Origin of the sequence: Rhodococcus sp. 06-221-2, from assembly GCF_002258365.1 — a bacterium.
GTDB classification, from domain to species: domain Bacteria; phylum Actinomycetota; class Actinomycetes; order Mycobacteriales; family Mycobacteriaceae; genus Rhodococcoides; species Rhodococcoides fascians.
Genome location: NZ_NOYJ01000002.1, coordinates 1 through 16,121, shown reverse-complemented (window position 1 = coordinate 16,121; position 16,121 = coordinate 1). Strand labels below are relative to the sequence as shown.

Below are 16,121 nucleotides of genomic sequence, written 5' to 3'. Positions count from 1 at the left end.
GATGAATGAGCTTGCATGATGCTGCATAATAAACCGCATGACTATTTCGGAGGCAACGCCGAAGCGCATCGCGGTGGCGGGTGCCAGTGGCTACGCCGGTGGTGAGATCCTTCGCCTGCTGCTCGGCCACCCAGCTGTTCGCGACGGCTCGTTGGTCATCGGAGCGCTGACTGCGGGTGGCAATGCAGGCGCGACACTGGGTGAGTTCCATCCCCACCTGTTGCCGCTTGCCGACCGTGTGCTCGGCCCCACGACGGTCGACGAACTTGCCGGACACGACGTGATCTTCCTCGGGTTGCCGCACGGTAAATCCGCCGAACTCGCGCTCCAGTTGCCCGAATCCGTGGTGATCATCGACTGCGGTGCCGATTTCCGCCTCAACGACTCGGCAGCCTGGGAGAAGTACTACAAGTCCCCGCATGCGGGGACTTGGCCGTACGGGCTCCCGGAGCTACCGGGGCACCGCGAGCTCCTGGTCGGGGCCACGCGTATCGCCGTGCCCGGGTGCTATCCGACGGTGTCGAGCCTAGCCCTGGCCCCGGCAGTTGCCGCCGGAATCATCGAGCCACGGGTCAACATCGTTGCGGTCACCGGCACGTCCGGTGCGGGCCGGGCACCCAAGGCCGACCTGCTGGGCTCCGAGGTGATGGGCTCGGTTCGCGCATACGCGGTAGCAGGCGCGCACCGGCACACTCCCGAGATCGTGCAGAACCTGTCGGCTGTGGCCGGTACCGACGTGTCGGTGTCGTTCACTCCGGTACTCGCGCCGATGCCGCGTGGCATTCTGTCCACCTGTACGGCCGTGACCACCGCTACCGAGGCTCAGGCCGTCGAGGTGTACGAGAAGGCCTATGCCGCAGAGCCTTTCGTTCATGTTCTTCCGGCCGGGCGGCTGCCGCAGACCGGTTCGGTCATCGGATCGAACGCCGTGCAGATGAGTGTGTCCGTCGATGCAGACGCCGGCTTGCTGGTGGTCATCGCGGCCATCGACAACCTGGCCAAGGGAACAGCCGGTGCAGCAGTGCAATCGATGAATCTGGCGTTGGGAATCGACGAGACCGACGGTCTCTCTACCGTAGGAGTTGCTCCATGACCGGCCTGAAGAGCGAGACGGATACGGTCGCCTCGATCGCGGGGAAGCTCGTGCGTTCCCAGGGCGTGACGTCTCCCGCCGGATTCCGTGCGGCCGGGATTCCCGCGGGTATCAAGGCAAGTGGCAGGTCCGATCTGGCTCTGGTGTTCAACGAGGGCCCGGACTTCACGGCAGCGGGCGTCTTCACCCGCAACAAGGTCAAGGCCGCGCCGGTGCTGTGGTCGCAGCAGGTGCTCACCACCGGTCGGCTTCGCGCGGTGGTGTTGAACTCGGGCGGTGCCAACGCTTGTACCGGTGCACCCGGTTTCCAGGACGCGCATCGGACGGCCGAGGAGGTCGCATCCGTGTTGAGCAACTGGGGTTCGGAAACAGGGGCCATCGAGGTTGCCGTGTGCTCGACAGGTCTCATCGGCGATCGGTTGCCGATGGACAAGCTGTTGCCGGGGGTGACCGAGGTGGTGCACGAACTGGCCGGCGGTATCTCCGGTGGCACCGATGCCGCTTACGCGATCATGACCACCGATACCGTTCCGAAGCAGGCCGCGATTCATCACGCAGACAAGTGGAATGTCGGTGGCATGGCCAAGGGCGCGGGCATGCTCGCACCCTCGCTGGCCACGATGCTCAGTGTCATCACCACCGACGCCGTCGCGACCGCGGAGCAGCTCGACACCGCGCTTCGTGCGGCCACCCGGTTGTCCTACGACCGACTCGACGTCGACGGCGCATCCTCCACGAACGACACGGTACTGCTGCTCTCCTCCGGGGCGAGCGGTGTGAGCCCGTCGCAGGAGGACCTCGACGCTGCTGTTCTGGCGGTATGCGACGACCTCGCCGATCAGATGATGGCCGATGCCGAGGGCGTCACGAAGCGAGTGAAGATCACCGTCTCCGGTGCAGTATCCGAGGACGAGGCTCTCGTCGGTGCGAGGACGGTCGCCAGGGACAGTCTCACCAAGACGGCCCTATTCGGTTCGGACCCCAACTGGGGCCGTGTACTCGCGGCGATCGGTATTGCTCCGATCGAACTCGATCCGGATCGGATTGCTGTGTCGTTCAACGGCAATCCGGTGTGCATCGACGGCGTCGGCGCTCCGGGTGCGCGCGAGGTCGACCTGTCGGGAGTCGATATCGCCGTGACCATCGACCTCGGACTCGGGTCCGGTACGGCCACGATCAGAACGACGGATCTCTCCCACGCCTACGTCGAAGAGAACTCGGCGTACTCGTCATGACTGCTGCTGCAACGCAATTGACGGCAGCGCAGAAGGCGTTCACGCTCGCCGAGGCGCTGCCCTGGCTCCAGCGCTTCTCGGGCAAGATCGTCGTGGTGAAGTACGGCGGGAACGCCATGATCGACGACGATCTCAAACGAGCGTTCGCCGCCGACATGGTGTTTCTACGCACCGTCGGAATTCACCCCGTCGTCGTGCACGGCGGAGGCCCGCAGATTTCGGCCATGCTCACCAGGCTGGGCCTGACGGGTGAGTTCCGCGGCGGATTTCGGGTCACCACACCGGAAGTCATGGACATCGTTCGGATGGTGCTGTTCGGGCAGGTCGGCCGTGAACTCGTCGGCTTGATCAACAGTCACGGGCCGTATGCCGTCGGAATCTCGGGGGAGGACGCACACCTGTTCACCGCGACGCGTCGTTCGGTCCTGGTCGACGGCGTCGATACCGATATCGGTCTGGTGGGCGACGTCACCTCGGTAGATCCGAAGGCGATCTTCGATCTGATTGCCGCAGGCCGCATTCCGGTGGTCTCCACCATCGCACCCGACAGTGACGGCGTGGTGCACAACATCAACGCCGATACCGCTGCTGCTGCTCTCGCCAGTGCGATCGGGGCAGAGAAGTTGGTCGTGCTCACCGATGTCGAGGGTCTCTACACGGCGTGGCCCGATCGCAGTTCCCTGACCTCTCGAATCGACGCGTCGGAACTCGACGCATTGCTGCCCACGCTCGATGCGGGAATGGTTCCGAAGATGGAAGCGTGCCTGCGGGCCGTTTGTGCCGGTGTGCCGTCGGCGCACGTCATCGACGGTCGCGTCGAACATTCGGTTCTGGTGGAGCTGTTCACCGGAGAGGGGATCGGCACCATGGTCACCCCCGATCACTCGTCTACGTCAGGAGTCACGTCATGACCGGCACGCAGTCCACGGTCGATCTACAGCAGCGGTGGTCCACGTCGCTGATGGACAACTACGGTGTGCCGCGCGTAGCGCTCGTCCGAGGCGAAGGCGCTGTGGTGACCGACGCCGACGGCAAGCAGTACCTCGACCTGCTGGCCGGTATCGCCGTCAATATCCTGGGCCACGCTCATCCTGCGGTGATCGAGGCGGTCACTGCTCAGCTCTCCACTCTGGGTCATACGTCGAATCTGTATGCGACGGAACCGGGTATCGAACTGGCCGAGCAATTGCTCGCACATCTGGGTGCGGGTGCGACGGGACGAGTGTTCTTCTGCAACTCGGGTACCGAGGCCAACGAGGCGGCGTTCAAGATCGCGCGTCTGACCGGTCGTCCCCACATCATTGCCGCCGAGAAGGCCTTTCACGGACGGACGATGGGTGCACTGGCGCTCACCGGACAAGCCGACAAGCGAATTCCGTTCGAACCCATGCCTGCCGGTGTCCAGCACGTGCCCTACGGAGACATCGCCGCGCTCGAGGCAGCCGTCGATTCCGACACCGCCGCAGTGTTTCTCGAACCCATCATGGGGGAGGGCGGCGTGGTCGTTCCTCCCGACGGGTATCTCGTTGCCGCACGTGAGATCACGGCGAGGCACGGCGCGCTGTTGGTCCTCGACGAGGTGCAGACCGGTATCGGCCGCACGGGCTGGTTCTACGCCCACCAGTCGGTCGGCATCGTGCCCGACGTGATCACCTTGGCCAAAGGGCTGGGCGGGGGTCTGCCCATCGGAGCCTGCATCGGTATCGGGGCGGCGGGGGAGTTGTTGCATCCGGGCAAGCACGGCACCACCTTCGGCGGCAACCCGGTCTGCGCCGCTGCTGCGTTGGCTGTGTTGCGGACCATTGCCGCCGACGACCTCGTTTCGCACGCCGACAGTCTCGGCAAGACCATCGCTCATTCCATCGAGGCTCTCGAACACCCTCTCGTCAGCCATGTTCGGGGCTCCGGGCTTCTGCTCGGAGTGGTGCTCACGGCCGCAGTTGCGCCTGCGGCCGAGGCGGCGGCCCGTGACGCAGGCTTCCTGATCAATGCAGCGCAACCAGACGTATTGCGGCTCGCACCGCCGCTGATCATCACCGAAGAGCAGGCCGCGTCGTTCGTCTCGGCACTACCGGCAATTCTCGACGCAGCACAGGAGGCACACCAGCCATGACCGTTCAGCACTTCCTTCGCGACGACGACATCACCCCGCAGCAGCAGGGAGAAATCCTGGCGCTCGCGGCCGAGATCAAGCGGGCTCCGTTCTCCAAGCGGCCGCTCGAGGGGCCGAAGGGCGTCGGTGTGATCTTCGAGAAGAATTCCACCAGAACTCGGTTCTCGTTCGAGTTGGGCATTGCGCAGTTGGGTGGCCACGCCGTTGTGGTCACCGGAAGCGACACTCAACTGGGACGCGAGGAGACTCTGCAGGACACCGGCCGCGTGCTGTCCCGCTACGTCGAGGCGGTCGTCTGGCGTACGTTCGGCCAGAAGCGGCTGGAGCAGATGGCAACGGGTGCAACGATTCCCATCGTCAATGCGCTGTCCAACGAGTTCCATCCCTGCCAGGTCCTCGCCGATCTGCAGACGCTGATCGAGCACAAGGGAAACCTGACCGGGAGGACGCTGGCGTACTTCGGCGACGGTGCCAACAACATGGCACATTCGCTTCTCATCGGCGGAGTGACCGCGGGACTCGATGTCAGGATCGCCGCTCCGAAGGAATTCGCACCACTCGGTTACGTCCTCGATGCCGCACGTGCGCGCGCCGAGGAGACCGGAGCGTCCATCACGGTGACCGAAGACCCCGACGAGGCCGCCGACGGTGCCGACGCTCTCGTCACCGATACCTGGACATCGATGGGTCAGGAGAACGACGGACTCGATCGAGTCGCTCCGTTCCGGCCCTACCGCATCGACTCCGAGCTGCTGTCGAAGGCGAAATCCGATGCGGTCGTGCTGCATTGCCTTCCTGCCCACCGCGGCGAGGAAATCACCGACGAGGTGCTCGACGGTCCGCACAGTGTCGTCTGGGACGAGGCCGAGAACCGTCTGCACGCGCAGAAAGCACTGTTGGTCTGGCTCCTCGAGCAGGCTCGGCGACCGTGAGTGACGACGTCACTGCGGTTCCGCTGACCGCGTCGACCCGCGCGGGCAGACAGGCGCGGATCATCGCGTTGCTGGCCACGCATCAGGTGCGCAGTCAACCGCAGCTGGCGTCGTTGCTCGCCGCCGAGGGGATCGACACTACCCAGGCGACGCTGTCGCGTGACCTCGAAGAGTTGGGTGCGGTGAAGTTGCGCGCTCCCGACGGCGGCGTCGGGGTGTACGTGGTCCCCGAGGACGGCAGCCCGGTGCGCGGGGTGTCGGGCGGAACCGACCGTCTCCTGCGGCTGTTGGGGGAGCTGTTGGTGTCCACCGATCACAGCGGAAACCAGGCAGTTCTGCGGACACCGCCCGGAGCTGCGCATTACCTGGCCAGCGCCCTCGATCGTGCTGCATTGCCGGAAGTCGTGGGAACGATCGCCGGGGACGACACGATCCTGCTCATCGCCCGTGAACCGACCACCGGCGGCGAGATCGCCGACAAGATAGAAAAGCTCGCTCGACGCGGAAACTGAGATCCGGTCACTCCGCACTGCACCACACGAACCACGAAGGAGCGTCATCACCATGGCCGAACGCGTCATCCTCGCCTACTCCGGCGGACTCGACACCTCTGTCGCCATCAGCTGGATCGGACGGGAGACCGGCAAGGAGGTCGTCGCTGTTGCCATCGACCTCGGCCAGGGCGGTGAGGACATGAATGTCGTCCGCCAGCGCGCATTGGACTGCGGCGCAGTCGAATCGGTCGTCGTCGACGCCAGGGACGAGTTCGCCGACGAGTACTGCCTGCCGACGGTGCAATCCAACGCGCTGTACATGGATCGGTATCCGTTGGTTTCGGCCATCAGCCGCCCGCTGATCGTCAAGCATCTGGTGGAGAACGCACGTGCGCACGGCGGAACCGTCGTCGCCCACGGATGCACGGGCAAGGGCAACGATCAGGTCCGGTTCGAGGTCGGTTTCAACACGCTCGCTCCGGAGCTCGAAGTGCTGGCACCGGTACGCGATTACGCGTGGACCCGGGAGAAGGCGATCGCGTTCGCCGAGGAGAACGACATTCCGATCAACGTCACCACCAAGTCACCGTTCTCCATCGACCAGAACGTGTGGGGACGAGCAGTGGAGACCGGCTTCCTGGAAGATCTGTGGAACGCGCCGACGAAGGATGTGTACGACTACACCGAGGATCCGACGGTCAACTTCCAGGCACCCGACGAACTGATCCTCACGTTCGACAAGGGTCGCCCGGTCGCCATCGACGGCCGTCCGGTGTCGGTGCTCGGTGCGATCCAAGAACTCAACACCCGTGCGGGCGCTCAGGGTGTCGGCCGATTGGACGTCGTCGAGGATCGGCTCGTCGGCATCAAGAGCCGTGAAATCTACGAGGCTCCCGGTGCGATGGTCCTGATCCGTGCGCACGAAGAACTCGAGCACGTGACCCTCGAGCGCGAACTCGGCCGCTACAAGCGTCATACCGACCAGAAGTGGGCCGAGCTGGTCTACGACGGCCTGTGGTACTCGCCGCTCAAGGGTGCACTCGACACGTTCGTTCAGCACACGCAGGAACACGTCTCGGGCGACATCCGCTTGGTGCTGCACGCGGGCGGAATCATCGTCAACGGCCGTCGCAGCGGAGAGTCGTTGTACGACTTCAACCTCGCCACCTACGACGAGGGCGACACGTTCGATCAGTCGGCGGCCAAGGGATTCGTGCAGCTGCACGGGCTCTCCTCCAAGATCGCAGCGAAGCGGGACCTGGGCCTGTGACCACTTCGAGCAACGCACACGGAACCAACGAAGGCTCGCTGTGGGGCGGGCGCTTCGCCTCCGGCCCGGCGGCTGCCATGGCTGCCCTGAGCAAATCGACACACTTCGACTGGGTTCTCGCGCCCTACGACATCCGTGCGTCCATGGCGCACGCTCGGGTTCTGAACGGTGCCGGACTGCTGACCCCGCAGGACCTCGAGACCATGCTCGACGGTTTGCAGCGGCTGGCCGACGACGTGGCGTCCGGTGAGTTCGTCGCGGCCGAGTCGGACGAGGACGTGCACGGCGCCCTCGAACGCGGTTTGATCGACCGGGTCGGACCCGAGGTGGGTGGTCGCCTGCGCGCCGGCCGCTCACGCAACGATCAGGTCGCGACCCTGTTCCGGATGTGGTTGCGCGACGCCGTCCGTCGGGTGGCGGTCGGTGTTCTCGACGTCGTGGACGCATTGGCAACTCAGGCTGCGGCTCACCCCACCGCGGTCATGCCCGGCAAGACTCATTCGCAGGCGGCGCAGCCGGTGTTGTTGGCGCATCATCTGCTCGCACATACCCATCCGCTGCTGCGTGATGTCCAGCGGTTCGCGGACTTCGACAGGCGAGCGGCAGTGTCGCCCTACGGTTCCGGCGCTCTGGCCGGCTCCTCGCTCGGTCTGAGCCCCGAGAAGATCGCCGCCGAACTCGGGTTCGATTCGTCCGCCGAGAACTCGATCGACGCCACGTCCTCGCGTGATTTCGCGGCGGAAGCCGCGTTCGTCCTGGCGATGACAGCGGTGGACCTGTCTCGGTTCGCCGAGGAGGTCATCTCGTGGAGCACACCCGAATACGGTTACGTGACTCTCGCAGATGCATGGTCGACGGGCAGCTCGATCATGCCGCAGAAGAAGAATCCCGACGTCGCGGAGTTGACTCGTGGCAAGACGGGCCGCCTGATCGGAAATCTGACCGGCCTGTTGGCCACCCTCAAGGCACAACCCTTGGCGTACAACCGGGATCTTCAGGAAGACAAGGAGCCGGTCTTCGATTCGGTGGCTCAGCTCGAGTTGCTGCTCCCGGCACTCACCGGTTTGACGGCGACATTGGAGTTCCACACCGATCGCATGGCCGAACTCGCGCCGGCCGGGTTCACGCTCGCCACCGACATCGCCGAATGGATGGTGCGGCAAGGGATTGCGTTCCGGGTAGCTCACGAGGCAGCGGGAGCCTGCGTGCGCGCGGCGGAAGCGCGGGGCGTCGGGCTGGTGGATCTGACCGACGACGAGCTCGCGTCGATCGATCCGGCGCTCACTCCGGCGGTGCGCGAGGTGCTCACCGTGGAGGGTTCCATTTCCTCGCGTGATGCTCGCGGCGGCACCGCGGCGGTTCAGGTGGCGCACCAGCTCGGTGGTGTGCGGGCGACTGCGTCGACGTTGCGCGCGTGGGCCGAGGTGCCGGTGTTGCGGCACTAGTCGACATCCTCGCCGTATTCCACGAGTGTGATGTGAGAAGCTTTCGTCACGCGAAGACCGATGTCGGTCGTTCCGTCGGGGCCGAACGCAGGAGTGTATTTGTGGGACTGAATGCAGACGCGGTACGTGGTCCACTGCGGCGTGCTATCGCAACGGCCCAGAACGGCCTCGAGGTCATCCGGCTGGGTGGTCTCGAGACCGAGGTCGATCCGTCGCCTTTCCGGGTGATGGACCGCGAGCCGATGTATCGGTTGCGGCGTTACTTCCCCGACGACGTTCCCGTGGACAGTCCTCCGGTGGTGCTGATTCCGCCGATGATGGTCTCCGCGGACGTGTACGACGTCACCACCGATCAAGGTGCGGCCGGCATTCTGCACGGCATGGGCATGGACCCGTGGGTGGTCGATTTCGGTTCGCCCGATACCGAAGAGGGCGGGTGGAGCCGTACTCTGGCCGATCACGTCGTCGCCATCAGCGAGGTCGTGGACAAGGTGCACGAGCACACCGGCCGCGACGTTCACCTCGGCGGGTATTCGCAGGGCGGCATGTTCTGCTACCAAGCTGCCGCCTATCGAGGTGGACGAAACCTGGCCAGCCTCATCACGTTCGGGGCTCCGGTCGACACCTTGGCCGGCTTGCCGTTGGGTATCCCGGCCGGTGTCGCTACTCGGGGCGCAGAGTTTCTCGCCGACCATGTATTCACGCGCTTGGCCGTGTCGGGGTGGATGGCGCGGACGGGATTTCAGCTGCTCGACCCGGCGAAGACCGTGCGGTCTCGTTTGGATTTCCTGCGACAGTTGCACGATCGGGAAGCGCTGTTGCCTCGGGAGCCGCAGCGCCGCTTCCTGGCGATGGACGGCTGGGTGGCGTGGTCCGGGCCCGCCGTGGCCGAGTTGCTCAGGCAGTTCGTCGTGCACAACCGCATGATGACCGGCGGCTTCGTCATCAAGGACAGGTTGTTGACGCTTGCCGAGTTGACGGTGCCGGTCTTGGCGTTCGTCGGCGAGGTCGACGACATCGGACAGCCGTTGGCGGTGCGCGGAATCCGGCGTGCCGCACCGCGTGCTCAGGTATTCGAAACAACCTTGCGTGCAGGACATTTCGGTCTCGTGGTGGGTAGCACGGCAGCTGCGCAGACATGGCCGACCACTGGAAACTGGATTCGGTGGCGCGAGAACCTCGGACCGAAGCCCGAGGCCGTGCGCGTCATGGAACACGAAGAGCACTCGGACAGCGACAGCGGAGTGTCGATCACCAACAGGCTCATTCACACCGCTGCCTCCATCGCCGAAGTGGGAGTAGGTGTAGGACGCGGACTGGCCTCGGCCGCGACCGGTGCCGTGCGCGGCACTCGTGAGATCTCGACCGAGGCCGTGCGCACCCTTCCGCGGCTGGCGCGGCTGGGGCAGATGCAGCCGCACAGTCGGGTCTCGTTGGGCCGCTTGATCGCTGAGCAGGGCAGAAAGTCCCCGCTCGGCGAGTGCTTCCTCTTCGACGACCGAGTGCACACCTACGACGCCGTCAACGTGCGTATCGACAACGTGGTTCGAGGTCTGATCAGTGTCGGTGTACGGCCTGCATCGCGCATCGGTGTGCTGATGGAGACCAGGCCGAGTGCCCTCGCCGCCATCGCGGCTCTGTCGCGCATCGGCGCTGTTCCGGTGTTGCTGCAGCCGGGTAGCGACCTCACTGCCGCGTTACGCACCGTGGACGTCGACACTGTGATCGCCGATCCGGAGAATGCCGCGGCGGCCGTTCCGGTCGCGCCCAACGTGCTGGTGCTCGGCGGCGGCGAGACGCGGCGGCTCGATGTTCCGGACGGCTACGAAGTGATCGACCTCGAAGCCATCGACCCCGACGCCGTCCGGCTACCGGCCTGGTTCGAGCCGGATCCCGGTCGCGCTCGCGAACTGGCGATGATTCTGTTCACCACCACCGACCGTGGTCTCGAACCGCGATACATCACCAACCATCGCTGGGCACTGTCCGCATTCGGTACCGCGACGACGGCTGCTCTCGGTCCCGGCGATACTGTGTATTGCCTTGCACCGCTCCATCATTCGGCGGGCATACTCGTGACCATCGGCGGCGCGCTTGCCGGCGGATCGAGGATCGCGCTCTCCCGTGGTCTCGATCCCGAGCGCTTCAGGGAAGAGGTGTACCGCTACGGCGTCACTGTCGTCAGCTACACCTGGACGATGATGCAGCAGATCGTCGACGACGGGCGCTTCCCGGTCGACACCGGTCACCCGGTTCGGCTGTTCATCGGCTCCGGTATGCCGGTGGGATTGTGGCGTCGCACCCTGGCGAAGTTCACCCCGGCGCGAGTGCTCGAGTTCTATGCCTCCACCGAGAACGACGTCATTCTGGCCAATGTCGCCGGGACGAAGATCGGCTCGAAGGGACGCCCTCTGCCCGGCAGTGCGCGAGTGGCTCTGGCGGCGTACGACCCGATCACCGGCCGACTCGAAGAGGACGACGACGGATTCGTGCGGCAGTGCCGCGACGACGAGATCGGGCTGCTCCTGGGCCGCCCGAGTGGTGACGGTGAAGCGACCAGCCATGTCATGCGTGGGGTCTTCGAGCCCACCGACGCGTGGATACCCACCGAGAACCTGTTCCGGCGTGATTCGGACGGCGATTACTGGCTCATCGATCGTAAGGACACCGTTGTTCGCTCGGCGCGGGGTCCGGTGTACACCCAGCCGATCGTCGACGCCGTCGGCGATCTCGATCAGGTCGGTTCGGCCGTGGTCTACGGGGTTCGTGTTGCCGTCGACGGGCCACGGTCGATCCGCATGGAAGCGTCGGCCACCGAGGTTGCCGTGTGTGCTGTCTCCCTGCAGCCGGAAGCGGTGATCACCGCTCGCGCTCTCACCGATGCCCTGGGAGTCCTGCTTCCGGACGAGCGCCCGGCGATCGTCCACGTTGTGTCCGACATCCCGGTCGGTCGCGCCTATCGACCCAACGCGTCTGCATTGAAACAGGCAGGAATTCCTACTCCGAGCGCACGATCGTGGTACTACGATCCGGAGTCGAACAGCTACCGACGACTGACGAAAGCTGTTGTGGCAGAACGCTTCGTGGGACGTCAGGCCACCGCCGAGAAGTCTTCCTGACATGAAGGAACGGCCGGCGGCCCCGACGACGGAAACAATCGGCGTTCGGTAGCGTGAACGAAGACCATCACTCCGACTCGGTCGGAGCAGACAGAAGGACACCTGTGGCAATCGACTCGACACTGCTCTCCATCCTCGCGTGCCCTGTGGACAAGGGCCCGCTCCTGCTCGTCGAGGACGAATTGCTCTACAACCCGCGACTGCGTCGCGCATATCCGATAGAGAACGGCATTCCGGTGTTGCTCGCCGACGATGCGCGCGATGTCGACGACGCCGAGCACGAGTCGATTCTGGCGCGCGCCACGTCCTAGACCACCTCGTTCATGGTGTCCGCCGACGCAATGTCGCTGCCGCACCGGTCAGCGCTGCCACGGTGAACATCACGACCACGGCGATGTCGGCCCCCATGCGCTTGGTTGCATCGGGGTGGACGGATATCTCCTGCAGGGCGTCCACCAGGTAGCTCAGCGGCAGAAGGTTGCTGACTGCACCGAGCCAACTCGGCATCTGATCGCGGGCCACCAGGAGCCCGCAGAGGAAGAGCTGCGGGATCACGACGACCGGCATGAACTGGACCGCTTGAAATTCGGTACGTGCGAAAGCGCTGCACAACAGCCCGATCGCCACTCCGAGCATCGCCCCGAGTACCGCGATCACCAGAACCCACCCGATCGAGCCTTCGATGTCGAGCCCGAGCAATCCGAATGCGAGTGCGCACGCGAGCAGCGCCTGCCCTACAGCGGCGAGCGAGAACGCCGAGCCGTAACTCGCAAGCAGGTCCATCTTGGACATCGGTGTGGTCAGCAGGCGTTCGAGTGTTCCCGTGCTGCGTTCACGCTGCATCGAGATCGACGTGAGCAGAAACATGACGACGAACGGCAGAATGCCGAGCATCGTGATCGCAATTCGATCGAACGACGATTGTTGGTTCGGCGGAGCCGGGACGTCTCGGTACAGGAAATACAGCAACACAATCAGTAGAGACGGCACGAGCAGGACCATGGCCACCGATCGGTGATCGGCTCTGAGCTGGCGCAGGATTCGACCCGTACCCGCTGCGTAGATTCGTGCGTTCACGATGTCTGTTCCGTGGATCTGATGAGCGAGAGGAATGCGCGGTCGAGGTTCGTTTCCTTCGTCCGCGCCAGTAGCGCTTCGGGGCTCGATCGGTCCAGGACGGCACCGTCGCGCATCAGTACGAGCTGGCTGCAGTGTTCTGCCTCCTCCATCACGTGGCTCGAGACCAGCACTGTCGTACCTACCGCTGCGATTGCGGCGAATCGTGACCACAGTTCCGAGCGAAGGACGGGATCCAACCCGACCGTCGGCTCGTCGAGGACGATGAGTTCGGGTTCGGCGACCAGCGCGCTGGCCAGGGAGACCCGGCTCAGTTGGCCACCGGAGAGCTCACCCGCCCGCGACGCCGCATGGTCGGTGAGTCCGACAGCCGCGATGGCGGACGCCACCTCGGAGTGGCGGCGACCGTAGAGCGACCCGAAGTACTGCACGTTCTCGCGAACGGTGAGGTCTCGGTACACGCTCGGTGCCTGCGTCACGTACCCGACGGTGCGGCGCAGGGAGGTGGAGCCGGCTGGGCATCCGAGCACTGTCACGGTTCCGCCGGCAACGATCTGCGTGCCGACGATGGCGCGCATCAACGTGGTCTTTCCGCAGCCCGATGGGCCGAGGAGGCCGGTGATGGCAGCCCGCGGAATCGTCAGGGACAGATTGTGCAGCACCGTTCGGTTGCCGCGGCGAACCGTCAACCCTGTGATCTCGACGGCATGTTGCCCGGTGAACGCCATGTCGGCCTCCAGACTCTCATCGATCGATGCAGTCATAGCCCCGTCGATGCCTCGAGGTCAAGGGTTCAGCATCATGGGACGGGTGAACGCTGCTGACTTGGAAATCGGAGAGCCGGACGACGCAGCCCGACGTATCCTCGGGGCCACCGTCCATGCAGGCGCGGTGTCGGTACGCATCGTGGAGGTCGAGGCATACGGCGGTCCGGTCGACGGTCCGTGGCCCGATCCCGCTGCGCATTCTTTCCGTGGTCCGACACCCCGAAATGCCGTGATGTTCGGTCCGGCGGGTCGGCTGTACGTCTACCTGAGTTACGGCATGCACCTGTGCATGAACGTCAGTTGCGGGCCGGACGGGACGGCCGCTGCCGTCCTGCTTCGAGCCGGTCAGGTAGTTGCAGGTCACGACCTCGTCGACGGCAGGCGCGGTGGCGGAAAGTCGCGAACAGCGCGGGTCGAGGCCGGGTGGGCTCGAGGGCCCGGCAATCTCGGACGAGCACTCGGAGTGGGACTTGCCGACAACGGGACCGATCTGTTCGACGCGTCGTCACCGATCACCCTCGAGCTGCTCGAACATCCGCTGGGCGACGAGGCGTTGAAAGTCGGCCCACGCGTGGGTGTGAGCGTGGCAGCAGACAGACCGTGGCGTTTCTGGCTACCGGCCTCGCCTGCAGTGTCGAACTACCGGCGCAGTCCCCGCGCTCCCCAGCCCGGCTTGCGTGAGGGCTGAACGAGGCGGCGGCAAGTGCATGCGGGAAGATCGACGTCGTGAGCGAGAACATCATCGACGAATTGACCTGGCGCGGACTGATCGCGCAGTCCACCGACGTGGAAGCACTGAAGAAGGCCACCGCGGACGGGCCGATCACGTTGTACTCCGGTTTCGACCCGACCGGACCCTCGCTCCACGCCGGCCACCTCGTTCCGCTGCTCGCCTTGAAGCGGTTCCAGCGGGCCGGGCATCGGCCGATCATTCTGGCGGGCGGCGCAACCGGACTGATCGGTGATCCTCGCGATGTGGGGGAGCGGACCATGAACTCCCGTGAGGTGGTCACCGAGTGGGCGTCGCGTATCCGGGGGCAGCTCGAACGGTTCGTAGACCTGGACGACGGCCCTACCGGTGGCGTCGTGGTCAACAACCTGTCCTGGACGGGGGAGTTGTCCACCATCGACTTCCTCCGAGACGTCGGCAAACACTTCTCGATCAACGTCATGCTCGCGCGGGAGACGGTCAAGACTCGGCTCGAGGGCGACGGCATGTCGTACACCGAGTTCAGCTACATGCTGTTGCAGGCCAACGACTACGTCCAGCTGCGCCGGGAGTACGGCTGCAGTCTGCAGATCGGTGGCTCGGATCAGTGGGGCAACATCATCGCCGGCGTGGAACTGAACCGTCGGCAGGACGCCGAACAGGTTCACGCGCTGACCGTTCCCCTGGTCACGTCGTCGGACGGCAAGAAGTTCGGTAAGTCCACAGGTGGTGGCAGTCTCTGGTTGGACCCCGAGATGACCAGCCCGTACGCCTGGTACCAGTACTTCGTGAACACCGGTGACGCCGATGTGGTCATGTACCTGCGCTGGTTCACCTTCCTGTCCCAGGACGAACTGGCCGAATTGGAGACAGCAACCGAGGAGCGACCGCACGCGCGAGAAGCTCAGAAGCGACTGGCAGCAGAGATGACGACTCTGGTTCACGGCGAAGAGGCGACTCGCTCGGTCGAACTCGCCAGCCAAGCACTGTTCGGGCGGGCCGAGCTCACCGACCTCGACGAGAGCACTCTGGCAGCGGCGTTGCACGAGGCATCTGTGGCCGACATCGAGGTGGGTGCTCCGAACACGATCGTCGACCTCCTTGTCGCGACAGGGTTGAGCGAGAGCAAGGGTGCTGCGCGACGGGCGGTCAAAGAGGGCGGGGCAGCGGTGAACAACGTCAAGATCGCCGACGAGAACTGGACACCGTCGAGCGACGACCTCTTGCACGGACAATGGTTGGTGGTCCGGCGCGGGAAGCGGAACTTTGCGGGAGCACGCGTGGCTCGCTGAATCCAGGATCGGCCAGTGGCCGGAGTCACATTGATGTAATTTGGTTTGGACATCCGCTCGAGGGGCAATCCATCGAGCGCGACCAGGCTGTTCACACCGATTGTGTCCGAACGACCTGGGGATTTGACGCGTTGTTATCCGGGGCGTAACTTTGTCCAAGTCAGAGCGACACGGACGCCAGCCCAGACCGCAAGGCCTGAGCGAAGCGGACGCGCTCTACACAATCTGGTTCGGATACTACTTCGGTTGTGTCTTAACCGCGGATCGAAGGCCAGTTTGACTGAGCCTGAACATCCGATCTAAGCTGGAACGGTTGCCCCGGACACCGACGAGATCATCTCGGACGTGGATGGTGTGTGCGTGTTCTTTGAGAACTCAACAGTGTGTCGATGAATGTCAGTGCCGAATTTTATTTGGTGAATGCATTCGATGTACCAGCCATCCGCTTGTGGTGGTTGTTGTCGGGTGTTGTTTTGAAAATGCTAGTTGAGTTTTTTTTGCTAGTGATTTGACTCTTTATGTTTATGACTGATTTGCAGTTTCGACTGTTGATCGAGAGTCTTTTACGGAGAGTT

General features: G+C 64.5%; 14 protein-coding genes. 12 read left to right on the top strand and 2 right to left on the bottom strand.

Annotation, left to right across the window (positions count from 1 at the left end):
- Positions 1-37 precede the first annotated feature (37 nt).
- The 10 genes from argC to CH281_RS00030 all read left to right on the top strand — a co-directional run bounded on the left by argC (position 38) and on the right by CH281_RS00030 (position 12,012).
- Positions 38-1,093 (top strand): N-acetyl-gamma-glutamyl-phosphate reductase, encoded by a 1,056-nt coding sequence (gene argC, locus CH281_RS00075; RefSeq protein WP_094692586.1) that lies wholly within the window; start codon positions 38-40, stop codon positions 1,091-1,093.
- Positions 1,090-2,328: a bifunctional glutamate N-acetyltransferase/amino-acid acetyltransferase ArgJ gene (argJ, locus tag CH281_RS00070; RefSeq protein ID WP_048318716.1), complete on the top strand. Its 1,239-nt coding sequence runs from the start codon at positions 1,090-1,092 to the stop codon at positions 2,326-2,328. Before argC ends, argJ begins: the two co-directional genes overlap by 4 nt.
- Positions 2,325-3,239: an acetylglutamate kinase gene (gene argB, locus CH281_RS00065; RefSeq protein ID WP_094692583.1), complete on the top strand. Its 915-nt coding sequence runs from the start codon at positions 2,325-2,327 to the stop codon at positions 3,237-3,239. Before argJ ends, argB begins: the two co-directional genes overlap by 4 nt.
- Positions 3,236-4,441, top strand: coding sequence for an acetylornithine transaminase (locus CH281_RS00060; protein ID WP_094692581.1), 1,206 nt, complete (start codon positions 3,236-3,238; stop codon positions 4,439-4,441). The genes argB and CH281_RS00060 overlap by 4 nt, the downstream gene beginning before the upstream one ends.
- Positions 4,438-5,373: an ornithine carbamoyltransferase gene (argF, locus tag CH281_RS00055; protein ID WP_032365513.1), complete on the top strand. Its 936-nt coding sequence runs from the start codon at positions 4,438-4,440 to the stop codon at positions 5,371-5,373. The genes CH281_RS00060 and argF overlap by 4 nt, the downstream gene beginning before the upstream one ends.
- On the top strand, positions 5,370-5,885 hold the full coding sequence (locus CH281_RS00050) for an arginine repressor (protein ID WP_032365512.1): 516 nt from the start codon (positions 5,370-5,372) through the stop codon (positions 5,883-5,885). Before argF ends, CH281_RS00050 begins: the two co-directional genes overlap by 4 nt.
- 52 nt (positions 5,886-5,937) lie before the next feature.
- Positions 5,938-7,137, top strand: coding sequence for an argininosuccinate synthase (locus CH281_RS00045; RefSeq protein ID WP_032370344.1), 1,200 nt, complete (start codon positions 5,938-5,940; stop codon positions 7,135-7,137).
- Entirely contained in the window at positions 7,134-8,582 is a 1,449-nt protein-coding gene (gene argH / locus CH281_RS00040) for an argininosuccinate lyase (RefSeq protein ID WP_027497230.1), read from the top strand. Before CH281_RS00045 ends, argH begins: the two co-directional genes overlap by 4 nt.
- Before the next feature lie 101 nt (positions 8,583-8,683).
- Complete coding sequence (locus CH281_RS00035; RefSeq protein ID WP_032365532.1) at positions 8,684-11,701, top strand: AMP-binding protein; 3,018 nt, start codon at positions 8,684-8,686, stop codon at positions 11,699-11,701.
- A 104-nt stretch (positions 11,702-11,805) separates the two neighbouring features.
- Entirely contained in the window at positions 11,806-12,012 is a 207-nt protein-coding gene (locus tag CH281_RS00030; RefSeq protein WP_027497228.1) for a Trm112 family protein, read from the top strand.
- A 10-nt stretch (positions 12,013-12,022) separates the two neighbouring features.
- Here CH281_RS00030 and CH281_RS00025 read toward each other — a convergent pair whose 3' ends face one another.
- Positions 12,023-12,778 (bottom strand): ABC transporter permease, encoded by a 756-nt coding sequence (locus CH281_RS00025; RefSeq protein WP_027497227.1) that lies wholly within the window; start codon positions 12,776-12,778, stop codon positions 12,023-12,025.
- The gene (locus CH281_RS00020) at positions 12,775-13,506 is read right to left on the bottom strand and encodes an ABC transporter ATP-binding protein (RefSeq protein WP_027497226.1); all 732 of its coding nucleotides are present in this window, start codon (positions 13,504-13,506) and stop codon (positions 12,775-12,777) included. Before CH281_RS00020 ends, CH281_RS00025 begins: the two co-directional genes overlap by 4 nt.
- Positions 13,507-13,579: 73 nt before the next feature.
- Here CH281_RS00020 and CH281_RS00015 point away from each other — a divergent pair, with 73 nt between their 5' ends.
- Both CH281_RS00015 and tyrS read left to right on the top strand, forming a co-directional pair.
- A complete protein-coding gene (locus CH281_RS00015; RefSeq protein WP_032374312.1) occupies positions 13,580-14,233 on the top strand; it encodes a DNA-3-methyladenine glycosylase in 654 nt (217 codons plus the stop codon).
- Between the two features lie 38 nt (positions 14,234-14,271).
- Positions 14,272-15,546, top strand: coding sequence for a tyrosine--tRNA ligase (gene tyrS, locus CH281_RS00010; protein ID WP_094692579.1), 1,275 nt, complete (start codon positions 14,272-14,274; stop codon positions 15,544-15,546).
- The last annotated feature ends 575 nt before the right edge of the window (positions 15,547-16,121 follow it).